General features: G+C 73.7%; 16 protein-coding genes. 15 read left to right on the forward strand and 1 reads right to left on the reverse strand.

Annotated features, from left to right (window positions below; translation table 11 throughout):
• Nucleotides 1-14 precede the first annotated feature (14 nt).
• From truB to ACPYN7_RS07310, 5 genes are all read left to right on the forward strand, one after another.
• Complete coding sequence (gene truB / locus ACPYN7_RS07290) at nucleotides 15-1,055, forward strand: tRNA pseudouridine(55) synthase TruB (protein ID WP_424347190.1); 1,041 nt, start codon at nucleotides 15-17, stop codon at nucleotides 1,053-1,055.
• The gene (locus ACPYN7_RS07295) at nucleotides 1,055-1,426 is read left to right on the forward strand and encodes a hypothetical protein (protein WP_058873498.1); all 372 of its coding nucleotides are present in this window, start codon (nucleotides 1,055-1,057) and stop codon (nucleotides 1,424-1,426) included. Before truB ends, ACPYN7_RS07295 begins: the two co-directional genes overlap by 1 nt.
• 37 nt (nucleotides 1,427-1,463) lie before the next feature.
• Nucleotides 1,464-1,946 carry a hypothetical protein gene (locus tag ACPYN7_RS07300; RefSeq protein WP_424347191.1) on the forward strand — a complete coding sequence of 161 codons (483 nt, stop codon included), beginning with the start codon at nucleotides 1,464-1,466 and terminating at the stop codon, nucleotides 1,944-1,946.
• Nucleotides 1,947-2,069: 123 nt separating this feature from the next.
• Complete coding sequence (locus ACPYN7_RS07305) at nucleotides 2,070-2,723, forward strand: GNAT family N-acetyltransferase (RefSeq protein ID WP_424347192.1); 654 nt, start codon at nucleotides 2,070-2,072, stop codon at nucleotides 2,721-2,723.
• A 46-nt stretch (nucleotides 2,724-2,769) separates the two neighbouring features.
• Entirely contained in the window at nucleotides 2,770-3,771 is a 1,002-nt protein-coding gene (locus tag ACPYN7_RS07310) for a bifunctional riboflavin kinase/FAD synthetase (protein WP_058873500.1), read from the forward strand.
• A 66-nt stretch (nucleotides 3,772-3,837) separates the two neighbouring features.
• On the opposite strand, the gene ACPYN7_RS07315 is transcribed toward ACPYN7_RS07310, so the two are convergent.
• Nucleotides 3,838-4,707, reverse strand: a complete 870-nt coding sequence (locus ACPYN7_RS07315; protein WP_424347193.1) for an aldo/keto reductase — start codon at nucleotides 4,705-4,707, stop codon at nucleotides 3,838-3,840.
• Between the two features lie 267 nt (nucleotides 4,708-4,974).
• Between ACPYN7_RS07315 and rpsO the strand changes: the two genes are divergently transcribed.
• The 10 genes from rpsO (at nucleotide 4,975) to ACPYN7_RS07365 (ending at nucleotide 17,683) form a co-directional block, all read left to right on the forward strand.
• Nucleotides 4,975-5,244: a 30S ribosomal protein S15 gene (rpsO, locus tag ACPYN7_RS07320; RefSeq protein WP_017832923.1), complete on the forward strand. Its 270-nt coding sequence runs from the start codon at nucleotides 4,975-4,977 to the stop codon at nucleotides 5,242-5,244.
• Between the two features lie 264 nt (nucleotides 5,245-5,508).
• Nucleotides 5,509-7,773, forward strand: a complete 2,265-nt coding sequence (locus ACPYN7_RS07325; RefSeq protein ID WP_424347194.1) for a polyribonucleotide nucleotidyltransferase — start codon at nucleotides 5,509-5,511, stop codon at nucleotides 7,771-7,773.
• Nucleotides 7,774-7,827: 54 nt separating this feature from the next.
• Complete coding sequence (locus tag ACPYN7_RS07330; protein ID WP_058873502.1) at nucleotides 7,828-9,252, forward strand: M16 family metallopeptidase; 1,425 nt, start codon at nucleotides 7,828-7,830, stop codon at nucleotides 9,250-9,252.
• Nucleotides 9,253-9,331: 79 nt separating this feature from the next.
• Nucleotides 9,332-10,135: a 4-hydroxy-tetrahydrodipicolinate reductase gene (gene dapB, locus ACPYN7_RS07335; RefSeq protein ID WP_058873503.1), complete on the forward strand. Its 804-nt coding sequence runs from the start codon at nucleotides 9,332-9,334 to the stop codon at nucleotides 10,133-10,135.
• Nucleotides 10,136-10,140: 5 nt separating this feature from the next.
• Nucleotides 10,141-10,773, forward strand: a complete 633-nt coding sequence (locus ACPYN7_RS07340; RefSeq protein WP_197412652.1) for a hypothetical protein — start codon at nucleotides 10,141-10,143, stop codon at nucleotides 10,771-10,773.
• Nucleotides 10,774-10,849: 76 nt separating this feature from the next.
• Nucleotides 10,850-11,806: a 4-hydroxy-tetrahydrodipicolinate synthase gene (dapA, locus tag ACPYN7_RS07345; RefSeq protein WP_424347195.1), complete on the forward strand. Its 957-nt coding sequence runs from the start codon at nucleotides 10,850-10,852 to the stop codon at nucleotides 11,804-11,806.
• Between the two features lie 13 nt (nucleotides 11,807-11,819).
• Entirely contained in the window at nucleotides 11,820-13,511 is a 1,692-nt protein-coding gene (locus tag ACPYN7_RS07350) for a ribonuclease J (protein WP_058873504.1), read from the forward strand.
• Nucleotides 13,512-13,577: 66 nt separating this feature from the next.
• On the forward strand, nucleotides 13,578-16,553 hold the full coding sequence (locus tag ACPYN7_RS07355) for a DNA translocase FtsK 4TM domain-containing protein (RefSeq protein ID WP_424347196.1): 2,976 nt from the start codon (nucleotides 13,578-13,580) through the stop codon (nucleotides 16,551-16,553).
• Nucleotides 16,554-16,586: 33 nt separating this feature from the next.
• Nucleotides 16,587-17,192 (forward strand): CDP-diacylglycerol--glycerol-3-phosphate 3-phosphatidyltransferase, encoded by a 606-nt coding sequence (gene pgsA, locus ACPYN7_RS07360; protein WP_424347197.1) that lies wholly within the window; start codon nucleotides 16,587-16,589, stop codon nucleotides 17,190-17,192.
• Nucleotides 17,189-17,683 carry a CinA family protein gene (locus ACPYN7_RS07365; RefSeq protein WP_424347198.1) on the forward strand — a complete coding sequence of 165 codons (495 nt, stop codon included), beginning with the start codon at nucleotides 17,189-17,191 and terminating at the stop codon, nucleotides 17,681-17,683. The genes pgsA and ACPYN7_RS07365 overlap by 4 nt, the downstream gene beginning before the upstream one ends.
• Nucleotides 17,684-17,718 lie beyond the last annotated feature (35 nt).

A 17,718-nucleotide genomic window follows, 5' to 3' on the forward strand; every position in this document is an offset into this window, starting at 1 on the left:
GAGGCACCGGGGAAGTGACCCGCACGAAGCCTGACGTCCCGAGCCCGGACCCGTCCCTGCCGACGCCGTCCGGGCTCGTGGTCGTGGACAAGCCCGCCGGCTGGACCAGCCACGACGTCGTCGCCCGCGCCCGGCGCCTCGCGGGCACCCGCAAGGTCGGCCACGCCGGGACCCTGGACCCCATGGCCACCGGCGTCCTGGTCCTCGGCGTGGACCGTGCCACCCGCCTCCTGACCTGGGTCGTCGGGCGGGACAAGACGTACGCCGCGACGATCCGGCTCGGCCTGACCACCGTCACCGACGACGCCGAGGGCGAGGTCCTCGACGTCGCCGGCCCCGGAGCCGTCGCCGCCGTGGACGAGGACGCGGTGGCCGCCGGCGTCGCCCGGCTCACCGGTGACCTCCAGCAGGTCCCCGCGAAGGTCAGCGCCATCAAGGTCGAGGGCCGGCGCGCCTACGCGCAGGTCCGGGCCGGGCAGGACGTCGAGCTCGCCGCCCGCCCCGTCACCGTGTCCGAGTTCGCCGTGCACCGGCTGGTGCGGACCCGCGACGACGCCGGGCGCGACGTCCTCGACGTCGACGTCACCGTGACCTGCAGCTCCGGCACCTACGTCCGGGCCCTGGCCCGGGACCTCGGCGCCGACCTCGGGGTCGGCGGCCACCTCACCGCCCTGCGCCGGACCCGGGTGGGCGCGTGGGGCCTCGAGGACGCCTCGACCCTCGAGGAGCTCGCCGAGGAGGTGGCCGCCGGCCGCCCGCTGCCCGTGACGAGCCTCGAGGACGCCGCGGCGGGACTGTTCGCCGTCCGCCGGCTGACGGCGGCCGAGGCCGAGGACGTCGCCCACGGCCGCCGGATCGGCGCCAGCACCGTGGACCCCGGTGCGGGTCCGCTCGACAACGAGGCCGTCACGGGCGGCTTCGCCCCCGACGGGCGGCTCGTGGCCCTGCTCTCGGACCGCGGCCACCGCGGGGAGCGCACCGCCAAGCCCGTGCTCGTCTTCCTGCCCGGGGAGCGGTTTCCCGGGCCGCCGGGGACCCCGCCGGGGGAGCGCTGATGCTGTGGGGCTACGACGGCTGGTTCTGGGCCGCGGTGCTGCTGGGCGGCCTCTCCTTCCTGGTGTGCGCCGTGCAGGCCGTGCGCGGACGGCGGCCCGACGACTGGACCCAGGGCTCCGTGCTGCTGCTCGAGGCGTTCCTGCTCGTCCACGCGGTGGGCACGGTGGTCATGCACGTGCTGGGTCCCGGGCCCACCGGCTCGGCCCTCGAGCACTGGGGCTACCTCCTGACCGCGCTGCTCGTCCCGGCGGGCACCTTCGTGTGGTCGCTCGTGGAGCGCTCGAGCTGGTCCAACTGGGTGCTCGCGGCCGCGGGCCCCGTGGTGGCGATCATGGTCTACCGCATGAACTTCATCTGGTACTACCAGTGAGCCCGCGCACCGCCCCGACCCCGCAGGAGGCACCCCGATGACGCACGACGCCCCGGAGAGCGGGCCCACCCGGCTGCAGCAGCGCTTCGGGCCGCGCGCCGGCACGGCGCGCGGCGACCGCAAGTCCTCGGGCTTCGGGCGCCTGGTGGTCGTGGTCTACGCGGTCTTCTCCCTCTCGGCCGGTGTCCGCTCGCTGTACCAGATCCTGACCGGCTTCGGGACCGCGCCGCTGCCGTACCTGCTCTCCGCGTTCGCCGCGGCCGTCTACGTGGTGGCCACCGTGGCCCTCGCCCGGCCCGGCCCCCGGTGGCACCGCCTGGCCACGGCGGCCGTGGGCGTGGAGCTGCTCGGGGTGCTCGGCGTGGGGCTGCTCTCCGTGCTCGCCCCGGCCCTGTTCCCCGAGGCCAGCGTGTGGTCCCGCTTCGGGCAGGACTACGGTCACGTGCCGCTGGTGCTGCCGGTGGTCGGCCTCGCCTGGCTCCGCCGGTCCCGGCCCCGCGGCGGGGGCGCCCCGGCCTGACCGCCCGCCCCGCCCTGACCGCACGCCGGTCCTGCCCCGCGCGGCGCCCCGGCACGCACCGGGTAGGCTCGGTCGCGGGCCGCAGCGCCCCGCGCCGCACGCCGTTCGAAAGGATTCCCGCCGATGCCCGTACGCCCCGACGGCGCCGAGGACTACGACGTCCCCGTCCTCACCGACGGCACCGTGGTGCTGCGCCGGCTCGAGGAGCGCGACGTCCCGCAGCTGGCCCGCAACTGCGCGGACCCCGCGGCGGCGGAGTTCACCACCGTGCCGCTCGGCTACACGGAGGCGGACGCCCGCTGGTACGTCGAGGAGTTCGTCCCCGCGGCCTGGCGCGCCGGCCGCGAGTACAACTGGGCCGTGGCGGACGCCCGGACCGACCGCCTGCACGGGACGGTGGGGCTCAACGCCCTGCGCGGGACCACGGCCGACATCGGGCTCAACTTCGGCCCGCACGCCCGCGGCTCCGGCGCGGCGGAGGCCGCCTGCCGGCTGCTGCTCGAGCACGCGTTCGGGTCCCTGGGCCTCACCTATGCTTACTGGATGGCCAAGGTCCCCAACTGGGCCAGCCGCAAGCTCGCGTGGAGGCTCGGCTTCCGCTCCCCGGTGCGGATCGACGGGTTCATGGAGCAGCGCGGCGCCTCGGTGGACGCCTGGATCCTGACCCTCGGCGCCGAGGACCCCCGCACTCCGCAGACCCCGTGGGACGGCCCGCCGTCCCCGTCCGCGGCGCCCGCGGAGGAGCCCGGCGGCCCGCACCGACCCGGCCCGCGCTGACGAGCCCCACCCGTACCTGCCTGTTGTCGTTCCTGCGAGGAGAACCGTGTTCCGCTGGCGAGATCTCTCTGACGTCCCCCCGGGCTTCGGCCCGTCGGTGGTCACCATCGGCAATTTCGACGGCGTCCACCGGGGTCACCAGCGGGTGCTGTCCGAGCTCGTCGACGCGGCCCGCGAGCGGGGCTGGGCCTCGGTGGTCGTGACGTTCGACCCGCACCCCGCACAGGTGCACCGTCCCGGCAGCCACCCGGGACTGATCATGGGCACCGAGGACAAGCTGGACGCCCTCGAGCGGACCGGCGCGGACGCCGCCCTCGTGCTGGAGTACACCCTGCAGTTCGCGGACCAGTCCACGGAGCAGTTCGTGCTGAGCACCCTGGTGGGGCCGCTCGGCGCCCGCTGCCTCGTGGTGGGGGAGGACACGCGCCTGGGCAAGGACAACACGGGCAACATCGACACGCTCCGGGAGCTGGGGGAGCGCCACGGCTTCGAGGTCCGGGTGGTCGACGACCTGCTCGACGCGCTGCACGAGGAGCACCCGGAGCACGCCCCGGCCGTGACGACCGCGGGGGAGCGGCGCTGCTCCTCCACGTGGATCCGGGCCTGCCTGCAGGCGGGGGACGTGCGCGCGGCCGCCCGGCTGCTCGGGCGCCACCACCGGATGCGCGGGGAGGTGGTGCACGGGGCCGCCCGCGGGCGGGAGCTGGGCTATCCCACGGCCAACCTCTCCCCGGAGGCGGCCGGCTTCGTGCCCGCCGACGGGGTGTACGCCGGGTGGCTGGTCGACGCCTCCGGCACCCGCTGGCCCACCGCGATCTCCGTGGGGTCCAACCCGACCTTCGAGAACGTGCCCCGGCAGGTCGAGGCGCACGTCATCGACCGCCCCGAGGAGCGGGTCGAGGACTTCGACCTCTACGGCCAGGAGGTGGTCGTGGAGTTCGTCGCCCGGCTGCGCGGGATGGTCGCCTACGAGGGCGTGGACAAGCTCGTGGCGCAGATGGACGACGACGTCGAGCGCACCCGGGGCATCCTGGCCGCCGAGGCCTGAGCCCCGGCGGCCCGCGCCGCCGCCCCGCACCGCCCGGCGGCGCCCCCTCGGCCGTGCCCGCGCCGGCTACATCTCCTCGTGCGTGTTCGGGTCGAAGCCGGAGCCGCTGATCCCGGTGTGCAGCATCCGCATCCGGCGCATCTGGTCCTCGTCCAGCTCCCAGTCGAGGACGTCGAGGTTCTCGGCCATGCGCCGGGGGTCGGAGCTCTTGGGGATCGGGACGGTGTGCGACTGCAGGTGCCAGCGCAGGACGACCTGGGCCGGGGTCCGTCCGGTCTGCCGGGCGATCCGGGCGATCCACTCGTGCTGGAGCAGGTCGGTCTTGCGGCCCAGCGGGGACCAGGCCTGGGTGACGATGCGGTGCTCCTCGTGGAACTCCCGCAGCCGCTCCTGCTGGTACTGCGGGTGCAGCTCCACCTGGTTGACCGCCGGCGTCTCGCCGGTCTCCTCGATCAGGCGCCGGATGTGGGCGGGCGTGAAGTTGGACACCCCCACCGAGCGGACCAGGCCCTCCTGGCGCAGCTCCAGCATCGTCCGCCACGTCTCCACGTACCGGCCGACCGAGGGGTTCGGCCAGTGGATGAGGTAGAGGTCCACGTGGTCGGTGCCCAGCCGGCGCAGGGAGCCCTCGAGCGAGCGCCGCACCGAGTCCGTGCCGTGGTCCCGGCCGGGCAGCTTGGTGGTGAGGAACAGCTCGCCGCGCGGCACGCCGGCGGCCGCGACCGCGCGGCCCACGCCCGTCTCGTTGCCGTAGTTCACCGCGGTGTCCACCATCCGGTACCCCCGCATCAGGGCCTCGGCGACGTCGGCCTCGGCCGCGGCGTCGTCCATCGGATAGGTGCCCAGCCCGATCGCGGGGATCCGCCGGCCGTCCCGCATCGTGTGCGTGCGGTCGGCGACCGCCGTCCCCCGCCCGTCCTTCTCGTCCTTGCTCACGCGCTGCTCCTGCTCGTCTCGTGCTGCTCGTCCCGGCGCCCGTGCGCCGGGACCCCGCCGTCGTGTCCCTCCCATCTTGGCCCACCGGCCGGGGCGCGCCCAGCCCAGCGCGCCGCGCGGGGCGAGGGTGGGGCGGCGCGCCCGCGTCCGCTAGACTGGACGGCGGTCCGACTGCAGTCCGTGGTTGTCGGACCCCCGGGGAGCCCCGGGACCCGGCGACGAGCCCGTCGTCCGGGCCGCACGGTACTGACTCGAACGGAGTTACACGTGGCACTCGACGCCGCCATCAAGCAGGAGATCATCAAGGACTTCGCGACCCACGAGGGCGACACCGGTTCGCCCGAGGTGCAGATCGCGGTCCTGACCCGCCGGATCGCCGATCTGACGGAGCACCTGAAGCAGCACAAGCACGACCACCACACCCGCCGCGGCCTGATGGCCCTGGTCGGTCGCCGCCGCCGCATGCTGACCTACCTGCGCGACACCGACATCACGCGCTACCGCACGCTCATCGAGCGGCTCGGCCTGCGCCGCTAGTCGGCACCCGGCGGCGTCCGCCCGGCAACGGGAGGACGCCGCCGGAGCACCGGGCCCGCCCGGCACGGCAGCCGGACGGGCGTGGTGCACCACCACAGACAGCACCATCGAACACCAGACGGGGCCACCGCGCCGATCATTCGCGGTCCTCGGTAGTGATCTCCGGACACCGGACGGCCCTCGCGGCCCCGGCCCTTCCGTGGATCTCGATCGAAGACCGGGTGACGCGCGGACGGTCCCGCCGACACGAAACGGAGGTGACCCTTGGAGGGTCCCGAGATCCAGTACGCCGAAGCCGTCATCGACAACGGCTCCTACGGAAAGCGCGTCGTGCGCTTCGAGACCGGCCGCCTCGCCAAGCAGGCCGCCGGCTCCACCCTCGTCTCCATCGACGAGGACACCACCATGCTCGCCGCCACCACGGTGGGCAAGTCGCCCCGCCAGGGCTTCGACTTCTTCCCCCTGACGGTCGACGTCGAGGAGCGGATGTACGCCGCCGGGCGCATCCCGGGCTCGTTCTTCCGCCGCGAGGGCCGTCCCTCGACGGACGCGATCCTCACCTGCCGGCTCATCGACCGCCCGCTGCGCCCCGCCTTCGGCAAGGGCATCCGCAACGAGGTGCAGGTCGTCGTCACGATCCTGTCCATGAACCCGGACGAGATCTACAACACCGTCGCGATCAACGCCGCGTCGATGGCCACGACCCTGTCGGGCATGCCCTTCCAGGGCCCCGTCGGCGGCGTCCGCGTCGCCCTCATGGCCGGGGAGAACGGCCAGCACCAGTGGGTCGCCTTCCCCAAGCACTCGCAGCTCGAGAACGCCGTGTTCGACATGGCCGTGGCCGGCCGCGTCGTCACCGGCAAGGACGGCTCCGAGGACGTCGCGATCATGATGGTCGAGGCCGAGGCCACCGACAACTCCTGGAACCTCATCAAGAACAACGGCGCCGTGGCCCCCACCGAGGAGCTCGTGGCCCAGGGCCTCGAGGCCGCGAAGCCGGCCATCAAGGCGCTGTGCGACGCCCAGTCCGACCTGCGTGCCCGCGCCGGCAAGCCGGAGATGGAGCTGCCCCGCTTCGGCGGCTTCGGCGACGACGTCCGGGAGGCCGTCGCGGCCTCCGTCGGGTCCCGGCTCGCCGAGGTCTACTCGATCGCCGACAAGCAGGAGCGCGAGGCCGCGACCGACGAGCTGCACCAGGCCACCCTGGCCGAGCTCACCGGCGAGGGCCGGCCCTTCGCCGACCGTCAGGACGAGGTCAACGGCGCCTACCAGGCCCTCACCAAGCAGACCGTGCGCCAGCGCATCCTCACCGAGCAGGTCCGCATCGACGGCCGCGGCCTGACGGACATCCGCCGGCTCACCGCCGAGGTCGAGGTCCTGCCCCGCGTGCACGGCTCCGCGATCTTCGAGCGCGGCGAGACCCAGATCATGGGCGTGACCACGCTGAACATGCTCAAGATGGAGCAGCAGATCGACTCGCTGTCCCCGGTCAAGCACAAGCGCTACGTGCACCACTACAACTTCCCGCCGTACTCCACCGGCGAGACCGGCCGCGTGGGCTCCCCGAAGCGCCGCGAGATCGGCCACGGCGCGCTGGCCGAGCGGGCCATCACCCCGGTGCTGCCCTCCCGCGAGGAGTTCCCCTACGCGATCCGCCAGGTCTCCGAGGCGCTGGGCTCCAACGGCTCCACGTCGATGGGCTCGGTCTGCGCCTCGACCCTGTCGCTGCTCAACGCCGGCGTGCCCCTGCGCGCGCCGGTGGCCGGCATCGCCATGGGCCTGGTCTCGGACGAGGTGGACGGGGAGACCCGCTACGCCGCGCTGACCGACATCCTGGGCGCCGAGGACGCGCTGGGCGACATGGACTTCAAGGTCGCCGGCACCTCCGAGTTCGTGACCGCGATCCAGCTCGACACCAAGCTCGACGGGATCCCCTCCTCGGTGCTCGACGCCGCGCTGACCCAGGCCCGCGAGGCCCGGCTGCACATCCTCGGCGTCCTGAACGCGGCCATCGACCAGCCCGACGAGATGAGCGAGTTCGCCCCGCGCGTGATCTCCGTGACCGTCCCCGTCTCCAAGATCGGCGAGGTCATCGGCCCCAAGGGCAAGATGATCAACCAGATCCAGGAGGACACCGGCACCGACATCTCGATCGAGGACGACGGCACCGTCTACATCGGCGCCACCGACGGCCCCTCGGCCGAGGCGGCGCGGGCCGCGATCAACGCGATCGCCAACCCGCAGGTCCCCGAGGTCGGCGAGCGCTACCTCGGCACCGTGGTCAAGACCACGACCTTCGGCGCCTTCGTGTCCCTCACCCCCGGCAAGGACGGCCTGCTGCACATCTCGGAGCTGCGCAAGCTCAACGAGGGCAAGCGCGTCACCGACGTCGAGGACGTCCTGGGCGTCGGCCAGAAGGTCCAGGTCGAGATCACCAAGGTCGACGACCGCGGCAAGCTCTCGCTGGCCCCCGTGGTCGCCGAGGAGCCGAACGTCTTCCCGGAGGACGACGACGACACCGAGGCCTGAGCCGGGCCCGTCCCGCGCACAGCACCGCACGAGCAGAGAAGGCAGCACAGCTGGATGACGGCAGTCGATCTGCCGCTGGAGGCGGGCGACCGCGGCCCGGGGAGCACCCCGGGCCCGGACGCCCGCCTCTCGGCGGTTCCCCGCAGTTCCCCCTCCGCCGCGGCGGCGGCCCTGACCACGGCCGCCGCGGGCTTCAGCCACACCCTCCACGAGGGCGCGGGCGGCAACGTGGTCCGCCGCACGGTCCTGCCGTGCGGCACGCGCGTGCTCACCGAGCGGATGCCCGCCCAGCGGGCCGTGACCGTCGGCTTCTGGGTCGGCGTCGGCTCCCGGGACGAGCAGCCGGGCCGGCTGGGCTCCACGCACTTCCTCGAGCACCTGCTGTTCAAGGGCACCGCCCGGCGCTCGGCGCTGCAGATCGCGGAGGCCTTCGACGAGGTGGGCGGGGAGTCCAACGCGGCCACGGCCAAGGAGCACACGTGCTACTACGCGCGGGTGCTCGCCGAGGACCTGCCGATGTCGATCGACGTCATCACCGACATGGTGACGTCGGCCGCCCTGGACCCGGAGGAGCTCGAGCGGGAGCGGGGGGTCATCCTCGAGGAGCTCGCCATGGACAAGGACGACCCCGAGGACGTGGCCTTCGAGGAGTTCACCCAGCGCGTGCTCGGTGACCACCCCCTGGGCCGGCCCATCGGCGGCACCCCCGAGGAGATCCTCGAGGTGCCCCGCGACGCGGTGGTCGAGCACTACCGCCGCCACTACCGGCCCGAGGGCCTCGTGGTGACGGCGGCGGGCGGGCTCGAGCACGACGTCGTCGTCGCCCTCGTCGCCGAGGCCCTCGAGCGGGCGGGCTGGGACCCCGCCGTCCCCGCGGCGCCCGTCCCGCGGCGCGAGCGCACCCCGGCGCCCCTGGCCCCCGACTGGGGCGAGCACTTCCTGGAGCGTCCCGTGGAGCAGACCAACGTGGTCGTCGGCCGGCCCGGGCTCGTGTCCGGGGACGACCGCCGGTTCGCGATGACGGTGCTCAACGCGGCCCTGGGCGGCGGGATGTCCTCCCGCCTGTTCCAGGAGATCCGCGAGAAGCGGGGCCTGGCCTACAGCACGTTCTCCTTCTCGGGGGCCTACTCGGACGCCGGCTACTTCGGGATGTACGCCGGGTGCCTGCCCGCGCGCACCGACGAGGTCGTGGCGCTCATGACGGGCGAGCTGGAGACGCTCGCCCGGGACGGCATCGGCGCGGAGGAGCTGCGCAAGGTCGTGGGCCAGCTGGGCGGGGGCACCGTGCTCGCCCTCGAGGACACCGGCTCGCGGATGTCCCGGCTGGGCTCCGCGGAACTGAAGTCGGGGGAGTTCCTCGACATCGACGAGTCCCTGGACCGGGTGCGCGCCGTGACGCCGGAGCAGGTCCGGGAGCTCGCCGCCTGGCTGGCCGAGGGGCCCGTCGTGACCACCATCGTGGCGCCCACCCGGCGCTGAGCCCGCCCCGCCGCCGGGGCCCGCCCGCCCCGCGACCCAGGGACCGTGACCCGCGAGCCCGTAACCTAGAGTTGGAGCCATGACCGAGCGCACAGCCACCGAGACCACCACCGCCGCGGCGACCACCACCGGCGGGCTCCGGGTCGCCGTCCTCGGCGCCCGCGGCCGCATGGGCAGCGAGGCCGCGCAGGCGGTCCGCCGCGCCGAGGGGCTGGAGCTCGTCGCGGAGCTCGACCACGAGGACTCCCTGGAGGTCCTGGTCTCGGCGGGCGCGCAGGTCGTCATCGACTTCACCGTGCCGTCGGTCACCGAGCACAACGTGCGCTTCGCCGTGGAGCACGGCATCCACTGCGTGGTGGGCACCACCGGCTGGGACGACGAGGGCCTGGACCGGACCCGGGCGCTGCTCGAGCGGCACCGGGGCGTGGGCGTGCTCATCGCCCCCAACTTCTCCATCGGCGCGGTCCTGGCCATGCGCTTCTCCGCGCAGGCCGCCCGGTTCTTCGAGTCCGTCGAGATCGTCGAGCTGCACCACCCGGACAAGGTCGACGCCCCCTCGGGCACGGCCGCCCGCACCGCCGCCCTCGTCGGCGAGGCCCGGCGGGCCGCGGGGGTCGCGCCCTCGCCCGACGCCACGAAGCAGGACCCGGACGGGGCCCGCGGGGCTCTCGTCGACGACGTCCGCGTGCACTCGGTGCGCCTGCGGGGGCTGGTGGCCCACCAGGAGACGCTGCTCGGCAACCTCGGCGAGCAGCTCACCATCCGGCACGACTCCTTCGACCGCATCTCCTTCATGACCGGCGTGGTGCTCGGCGTCCGGCAGGTCGTCTCCCACCCCGGGCTCACGCACGGTCTCGAGGACTACCTCGACCTGGGCCTGTAGCGCCGATGGACTCGATCCGGACCTGGGTCCTGGGCCTGTTCGCGGTGGCCCTGCTGACCCTGTGGCTGCTGCCGATCCCCGGCGGCTCGAAGCTGTGGATCCTCGCGGTGCTCGTCTTCGCGGGCGTCTTCACGCTCCTGGAGTCCACGAGCAAGGCGAAGCTGCTCGCCGCGGCCATGGTGTCGCTGCTCGTCGTCTACCTGGGGCTGAGCCTGCACCGCGCCGTGCTGCTGCTGGGCACGGACGGCTGGATCGCCAAGGCCTTCGGCGTGGCCATGCTGGTGCTGCCGGCCGTGGGCGTGTGGGCGCTGGTGCGCGAGGTGCTCTTCGGCGTCCGGACCGAGCAGCTCGGCCGGACCCTGCACGAGGAGGGCGGGCTGCCGCCCGACGACCTGCCGCGCACCCCCGGCGGGCGCATCGTGCGCGAGGCCGCCGACGAGCGGTTCGGGACGTACCGGGCGCAGACCGAGGAGGACCCGGGGGAGTGGCGCAACTGGTACCGGCTCTCCCTCGCCTACGCGGCCGCCGGGGACCGGACCCGCGCCCGCGCCGCGATGCGCGACGCCGTGGCCCTCTCCCGCGGGCGCGCCGCCCGCGGCACGGAGCCCGCCGACCCCCCGGGCGGGGAGCGGGCCTGAAGCCCGTGGCGGGCACAGTGCGCCCGGACGCGTCCCCCGGCGGTGCGCCCGCAGCGAAGACGGTAACCTGGCACCCATGACTGCCAACGCCTCGCCTTCCCCCGCCGACCTGCCCGCGACCCGGTCCGAGCCCATGTTCGGGACGCTGCTCACCGCCATGATCACCGTCTTCGCCGAGGACGGCTCCGTGGACCTGGACGCCACCGCGACCATGGCCGAGCAACTCGTGGACGACGGCTGCGACGGCCTGGTGGTGTGCGGCACCACGGGCGAGTACTCCACCATGACCGACGACGAGAACCTCTCCGTGTTCCGCGTGGTCAAGGACGCCGTGGGCTCCCGCGTGCCCCTGCTGGCGGGCACCGGCTCCAACGACACCGAGCACTCCCGGTACCTCTCCCGGGCCGCCGAGAAGATCGGCATGGACGGGCTGCTCATCGTCACCCCGTACTACAACAAGCCCTCCCAGGCCGGCGTCGAAGCCCACTTCCGCAGCCTCGCCGACTCCGTGGACCTGCCCATCATGCTCTACGACATCCCGGGCCGCGCCGGCATCCCGATCGCCACGGAGACCCTCGTCTCCCTCGCCGGGCACCCGAACATCGTGGCCGTCAAGGACGCCAAGGCGGACCTGGTCGCCGCGACCCGGGTGCTGGCCGAGACCGACCTGCTGTACTACTCGGGCGACGACGGGCTGACCCTGCCCTGGATGGCCATCGGCGCCGCCGGGCTCATCGGCGTCACCACCCACGTGGCCACCGCCCGGTACCGCCGTCTCGTCGACGCGGTCCGCGCCCAGGACCTGGCCACGGCCCAGCGGATCAACAGCGAGCTCGAGCCCGTGGTCCGCGCGACCATGACCCGCGCCCCCGGCGCCGTCGCGGCCAAGACGATCCTCAAGTGGCAGGGCCGCCTGCCGCACAACACCGTGCGGCTCCCGCACGTCCCGCCCACGGAGGCCGAGGCCGCCCTGATCCGCGCGGACCTGGCGGACTCGGTCATCTCCGACACCCTCCTCGAGACCATCGACTGACGAAAGAGGTCACATGACCCAGTGGCACACTGACCTGTCGGCCCCGCCCGCCCTCGGCAAGGACGTCCTGCGCGTCGTCCCGCTGGGCGGGCTGGGCGAGGTGGGACGGAACATGACGGTGTTCGAGATCAACGGGCAGCTGCTCGTGGTCGACTGCGGCGTGCTCTTCCCCGAGGAGACCCAGCCGGGCGTGGACCTGATCCTCCCGGACATCAACCACATCGTCGACCGGCTCGACGACGTCGTGGCGGTGGTGCTGACCCACGGCCACGAGGACCACATCGGCGCCGTCCCGTACCTGCTCAAGCGCCGCCCCGACATCCCGGTCATCGGGTCCCGGCTGACGCTCGCGCTCATCGAGGCGAAGCTCCAGGAGCACCGGATCAAGCCCTACACCATGGCGGTGCGCGAGGGGCAGGTCGAGCGGCTCGGCGAGTTCGAGTGCGAGTTCGTGGCCGTCAACCACTCGATCCCCGACGCGCTCGCGGTGTTCCTGCGCACGAAGGCCGGCACCGTCCTGCACACCGGCGACTTCAAGATGGACCAGCTGCCGCTCGACGGCCGGATCACCGACCTGCGGCACTTCGCGCGGCTGGGGGAGGAGGGCGTGGACCTGTTCCTCACCGACTCCACCAACGCCGAGGTCCCCGGGTTCACCCCCACGGAGAAGCACATCGGCCCCGTCCTCGCGGACGTGATCGGGCGCGCGCCGAAGCGCGTGGTCGTGGCGTCCTTCTCGTCGCACGTCCACCGCGTGCAGCAGGTGCTCGACGCCGCCGCCGAGCACGGGCGCAAGGTGGCGTTCATGGGCCGGTCCATGGTGCGCAACATGACCATCGCCGAGAAGCTCGGCTACCTCGAGGTCCCGCCGAACACCCTGGTCGACCAGAAGCGGATCGACGACCACGCGGACTCGGAGCTGGTCATCATGTGCACCGGGTCGCAGGGGGAGCCGATGGCCGCGCTGTCGCGGATGGCCAACGGCGACCACAAGGTCCAGCTCACCGAGGGCGACACCGTGATCCTCGCGTCCTCGCTCATCCCCGGCAACGAGAACTCGGTCTTCCGGATCATCAACGGGCTGATGCGGCTGGGCGCCACCGTGGTCCACAAGGGCACCGCCCGGGTCCACGTCTCCGGGCACGCGGCCGCGGGCGAGCTGCTGTACTGCTACAACATCGTGGAGCCGGAGTACGTCATGCCGGTGCACGGCGAGGTCCGCCACCTCATCGCCAACGGCAAGCTCGCCGAGGAGACCGGGGTGCCCACCGACCACGTGCTCATGGCCGAGGGCGGCACCGTGGTGGACATGGCCGCCGGGCAGGCGCGGATCACCGGCCAGATCGAGTGCGGCTACGTCTACGTGGACGGCTCCTCCGTGGGCACCATCACCGACGCCGACCTCAAGGACCGGCTGGTGCTGGCCGAGGAGGGCTTCATCTCCGTGATCACCGTGGTGAACCGGGACACCGGCAAGGTCGTCACCGGCCCGGACGTGCACGCCCGCGGCGTGGCCGAGGACGACAGCGTGTTCGACGAGATCAAGCCGAAGATCACCGCCGCGCTCGAGGACGCCATCAACCACTCGGGCAAGAACCACACCACCCAGCAGCTCCAGCAGGTGGTGCGCCGCACCATCGGCTCCTGGGTCAGCCGCCGGCTGCGCCGCAAGCCGATGATCGTGCCGGTCGTCATCGAGGCCTGAGCGCCGGGTCCCCTCCCGCCCGTGCGGCACCGCGGGCGGGAGGGGACCGTGGTCTACCCTGGGAGCATGGCGACTCGTACTTCCCCCGCCCGCAAGGGCGCCTCGACGTCGCGTGGCAAGAACAGCACGTCTTCTGCGCGGTCGTCGGGATCCAGCCGGTCCACCTCCTCCCGCCGTCCCGCGTCCGCCGGGCGGGGCGCCCCCGCCCCGGCCTCCCCGCGGGTGCTGCACGGGCTGGGCGCCGCCCTGGCGTGGTGCGCCCGCCTCGTCGGAGGGCTCTGGACGGCCATCGCCCACGTGGTCGGCGGCGCCGTGCGCCGCATGGGCACCCTGCGCACCGACGTGCCCGCGGAGTCGCTGCGGGACGGCGGCGCCCTGTTCCTGCTGCTGCTGGGCCTGCTCGCCGCCGCCGTCGAGTGGTGGAACCTGCCCGGCGCCTCGGCGCCGTGGCTGGCGGTCCCCGCGGTCGCGGTGCACGAGGTGCTCGCCGGGACCTTCGGCTGGACGGCCCTGGTGCTGCCGCTGCCGCTCGTGGGCTTCGCGCTGCGCCGCTTCCGCCACCCCGAGGACACCTCGGCCAACAACCGCATCGCGATCGGGCTCGGCGCCGCCGTCGTCGCGGGCTCCGGCCTGGCGCACGTGCTCCTGGGCCGGCCGTCCCCGAGCCAGGGCCAGGAGGCGCTGCGGAGCGCCGGCGGCTACGTGGGCTTCCTCGCCGCGGACCCGCTGAGCGCCCTCATCACCCCGGCCGGCGCCGGCGCCATCTTCGTCGCGGCCCTGTTCCTGTCGGTGCTCGTGGTCACCGCGACGCCCGTCAACCTCATCCTGCCGCGCCTGCGGCAGGGCTACTGGCGGCTCATGGGCCAGGACGGCCCGGTCTCCGCGACCGACGTCTCCGCCGCCCGGCACGACCGCTCCTACCTGGACGAGCACCGTGCGCGCGCCGAGGCGGCCAAGACCCGCCGCGAGAAGCGCCGCGAGCGCAAGGAGGCCGAGGCCGAGCGGCGCGCCCTCGACGGCTACCGCGGGGACGAGGCGTTCGAGCGGGCCGTCGTCGACGAGGAGGCCGCCGACGGCCAGGCGCCCACCCGGGTCTTCGACGTCGACTCCGCGCGCGCCGCCCGGCAGCGGGCCGCCGCGGCGGGGACGGGTCCGGCGGCCGCGCCCGCCGGACCGGCCGCCGCTCCGGCGGACGCGGAGGACGGCGGCGGGACTCCGCGGCCGGGCCAGAAGCGGCCCACCCAGGAGCAGCTGGCGGCCCGCCGGCTCCGCCGGGAGCAGGGCCTGGAGCCGGCCGCGGACACCGCGGCGGGCTCCGGCTCGCCGGCGCTCGAGGACGTGGCCGCCGAGCCCACCGGCTCCACGGCCGTCACCGCCCGCACCCATACCCCCGAGTCGCCCATCCCCGCCCGCGCGGAGCAGCTCAAGCTCGAGGGCGACATCGCCTACTCCCTGCCGGCGCCCGGGGCCCTCGTGCAGGGGCCGCCGCCGAAGGAGCGCTCCGAGGCCAACGACGCCGTGGTCGCCGCCCTCACCAGCGTGCTGGACCAGTTCAACGTGGACGCCGTGGTCACCGGCTTCTCCCGGGGGCCCACCGTCACCCGGTACGAGATCGAGCTCGGCTCCGGCACCAAGGTGGAGCGCGTCACGGCCCTGTCCAAGAACATCGCCTACGCCGTGGCCTCCGCGGACGTGCGCATCCTCTCGCCGATCCCCGGCCGGTCCGCGATCGGCATCGAGATCCCGAACACCGACCGCGAGACCGTGTCCCTGGGCGACGTCCTGCGCTCGCACAACGCCCGCAAGACGGAGCACCCCATGGTCATGGGCGTGGGCAAGGACGTGGAGGGCGGCTACGTGGTGGCCAACCTCGCGAAGATGCCGCACCTGCTGGTCGCCGGCGCCACCGGCGCGGGCAAGTCGAGCTTCGTGAACTCGATGATCGTCTCGCTCCTGATGCGCGCCACCCCGGACGAGGTGCGGATGGTGATGGTCGACCCCAAGCGGGTGGAGCTCACCGCCTACGAGGGCGTCCCGCACCTGATCACGCCGATCATCACCAACCCCAAGAAGGCCGCCGAGGCGCTGCAGTGGGTCGTGCGGGAGATGGACGCCCGCTACGACGACCTCTCCCACTACGGGTACAAGCACGTCGACGACTTCAACAAGGCCGTGCGCAACGGCAAGGTCCAGCCCGAGCCCGGCTCGAAGCGCGTGATCCGGCCGTACCCGTACCTGCTGGTCATCGTGGACGAGCTCGCGGACCTCATGATGGTCGCCCCGCGCGACGTCGAGGACGCGATCGTGCGGATCACCCAGCTCGCGCGCGCCGCCGGCATCCACCTGGTGCTCGCCACCCAGCGGCCCTCGGTGGACGTGGTCACCGGGCTGATCAAGGCCAACGTGCCCTCCCGGATGGCGTTCGCGACGTCCTCGGTCACCGACTCCCGCGTGGTCCTGGACCAGCCGGGCGCCGAGAAGCTCATCGGCCAGGGCGACGCCCTGTTCCTGCCCATGGGCGCCTCCAAGCCGATGCGCGTGCAGGGCGCCTGGGTCTCCGAGTCCGAGATCCACGAGGTCGTCGACCACGTCAAGGGCCAGATGAAGGCCCACTACCGCCAGGACGTGGTGCAGGAGGCCCCCAAGAAGACCATCGACGAGGACATCGGGGACGACCTCGACGTCCTGCTGCAGGCGACCGAGCTCGTGGTGACCACCCAGTTCGGGTCGACCTCCATGCTGCAGCGCAAGCTGCGCGTCGGCTTCGCCAAGGCCGGCCGGCTCATGGACCTGCTGGAGTCCCGCGGCGTCGTCGGCCCCTCGGAGGGGTCCAAGGCGCGCGACGTGCTCGTCAAGCCGGACGACCTCGCCGCGACCCTCGCCGTGATCCGCGGCGAGGACCCGCCCGCGCCGCAGGGCGGATCCGTGGACTACGGCGAGGACCCGGTCGAGGCCTCGCTGGCCCGGACCGCGGCCGACCACGGCGACGGCGCCGAGGACCCCGAGGGCTCCGAGGACGCCTGGCAGCTGACCGGCCGCTGAGCCGGCCCCACCCCACCTGGAAGCGAGCACACGATGAGCCCCGCCGACCCGGCGTCCAACCTCAACCTCCCGAACGCGCTGACCGCCCTGCGCATCGTGCTGGTGCCCTTCTTCGTCTGGTTCCTGTGGGCGGGCGGCACCCAGGGGGAGGACTCCCTGGGCATGCGGTGGGCGGCCCTGGCCGTCTTCGCCGTCGCGATGTACACGGACAAGCTCGACGGCGACATCGCCCGGGCGCGCGGGCTGATCACGAGCTTCGGCAAGATCGCGGACCCCATCGCGGACAAGCTGCTGACCGGCGCCGCCTTCGTGGTGCTCTCGATGCTCGGCGAGCTGTGGTGGTGGGTGACCGTGGTGATCCTCGTCCGGGAGTGGGGGATCACGCTGATGCGCTTCGTCGTCATCCGCTACGGGGTGATGGCGGCCTCGAAGGGCGGCAAGCTCAAGACGGTCCTGCAGACCGTGGCGCTCCTGCTCCTGCTGCTCCCGCTGGTGCCGCTGGTCGGTGAGTGGTGGCCGTGGCTGGGCTGGACCGTGATGGGCGCGGCCCTCGTGGTCACGGTCGTGACCGGCGTGGACTACGTCGTCAAGGCCGTGCAGCTGCGCCGCCGGGCGCTGGCCGAGCGGGACGCGGCGTGACGGAACCGCGGCCGGCGGCCCGGGCCCTCGTCGAGGAGGCCGTCCGGCGGGCGCTCACGGTCGCCACGGCGGAGTCCCTCACCGGGGGCGCGCTCGCCGCCGCCGTCGTGGACGTGCAGGGGGCCTCGGCCTGCTTCGAGGGCGGGGTCGTGTCCTACTCGAACTGGGTCAAGACCGAGGTCCTCGGCGTCCCGGCCCGGCTGCTCGCCGAGCGGGGCTCCGTCGACCCGGACGTCGCCGTCGCCATGGCCGAGGGCGCCCGCCGCCGCCTCGGCACGGACTGGGCCGTCTCCACGACGGGCGTCGCGGGCCCCGAGCCGCACGACGGCAAGCCCGTGGGCACCGTCTACCTGGGCATCGCGGGACCGGCCGGCTCCGCGGTCCACGAGCTGGCCGCGGAAGGGGACCGGGCGGCGGTCCGGGCGGCCGCGGTGCACGCCGCGCTGGAGCGGCTCACCGCGGCGATGGTGCTCCCAGCCAACTCCCAGTGAAAAAAGGCCTCCCGGGGGGAAGAATGGAACCGTCA

Origin of the sequence: Kocuria sp. CH-021 (assembly GCF_049716185.1) — a bacterium.
GTDB lineage: Bacteria > Actinomycetota > Actinomycetes > Actinomycetales > Micrococcaceae > Kocuria > Kocuria cellulosilytica.

What these genes read in the sequence shown, in the direction of transcription:
- dapB (WP_058873503.1), top strand. Translation starts at nt 9,332, where the DNA reads ATGACCGAGCGCACAGCCACCGAGACCACCACCGCCGCGGCGACCACC.
- ACPYN7_RS07300 (WP_424347191.1), top strand. Translation starts at nt 1,464, where the DNA reads ATGACGCACGACGCCCCGGAGAGCGGGCCCACCCGGCTGCAGCAGCGC.
- ACPYN7_RS07295 (WP_058873498.1), top strand. Translation starts at nt 1,055, where the DNA reads ATGCTGTGGGGCTACGACGGCTGGTTCTGGGCCGCGGTGCTGCTGGGC.
- ACPYN7_RS07305 (WP_424347192.1), top strand. Translation starts at nt 2,070, where the DNA reads ATGCCCGTACGCCCCGACGGCGCCGAGGACTACGACGTCCCCGTCCTC.
- dapA (WP_424347195.1), top strand. Translation starts at nt 10,850, where the DNA reads ATGACTGCCAACGCCTCGCCTTCCCCCGCCGACCTGCCCGCGACCCGG.
- ACPYN7_RS07350 (WP_058873504.1), top strand. Translation starts at nt 11,820, where the DNA reads ATGACCCAGTGGCACACTGACCTGTCGGCCCCGCCCGCCCTCGGCAAG.
- ACPYN7_RS07340 (WP_197412652.1), top strand. Translation starts at nt 10,141, where the DNA reads ATGGACTCGATCCGGACCTGGGTCCTGGGCCTGTTCGCGGTGGCCCTG.
- pgsA (WP_424347197.1), top strand. Translation starts at nt 16,587, where the DNA reads ATGAGCCCCGCCGACCCGGCGTCCAACCTCAACCTCCCGAACGCGCTG.
- ACPYN7_RS07355 (WP_424347196.1), top strand. Translation starts at nt 13,578, where the DNA reads ATGGCGACTCGTACTTCCCCCGCCCGCAAGGGCGCCTCGACGTCGCGT.
- ACPYN7_RS07330 (WP_058873502.1), top strand. Translation starts at nt 7,828, where the DNA reads ATGACGGCAGTCGATCTGCCGCTGGAGGCGGGCGACCGCGGCCCGGGG.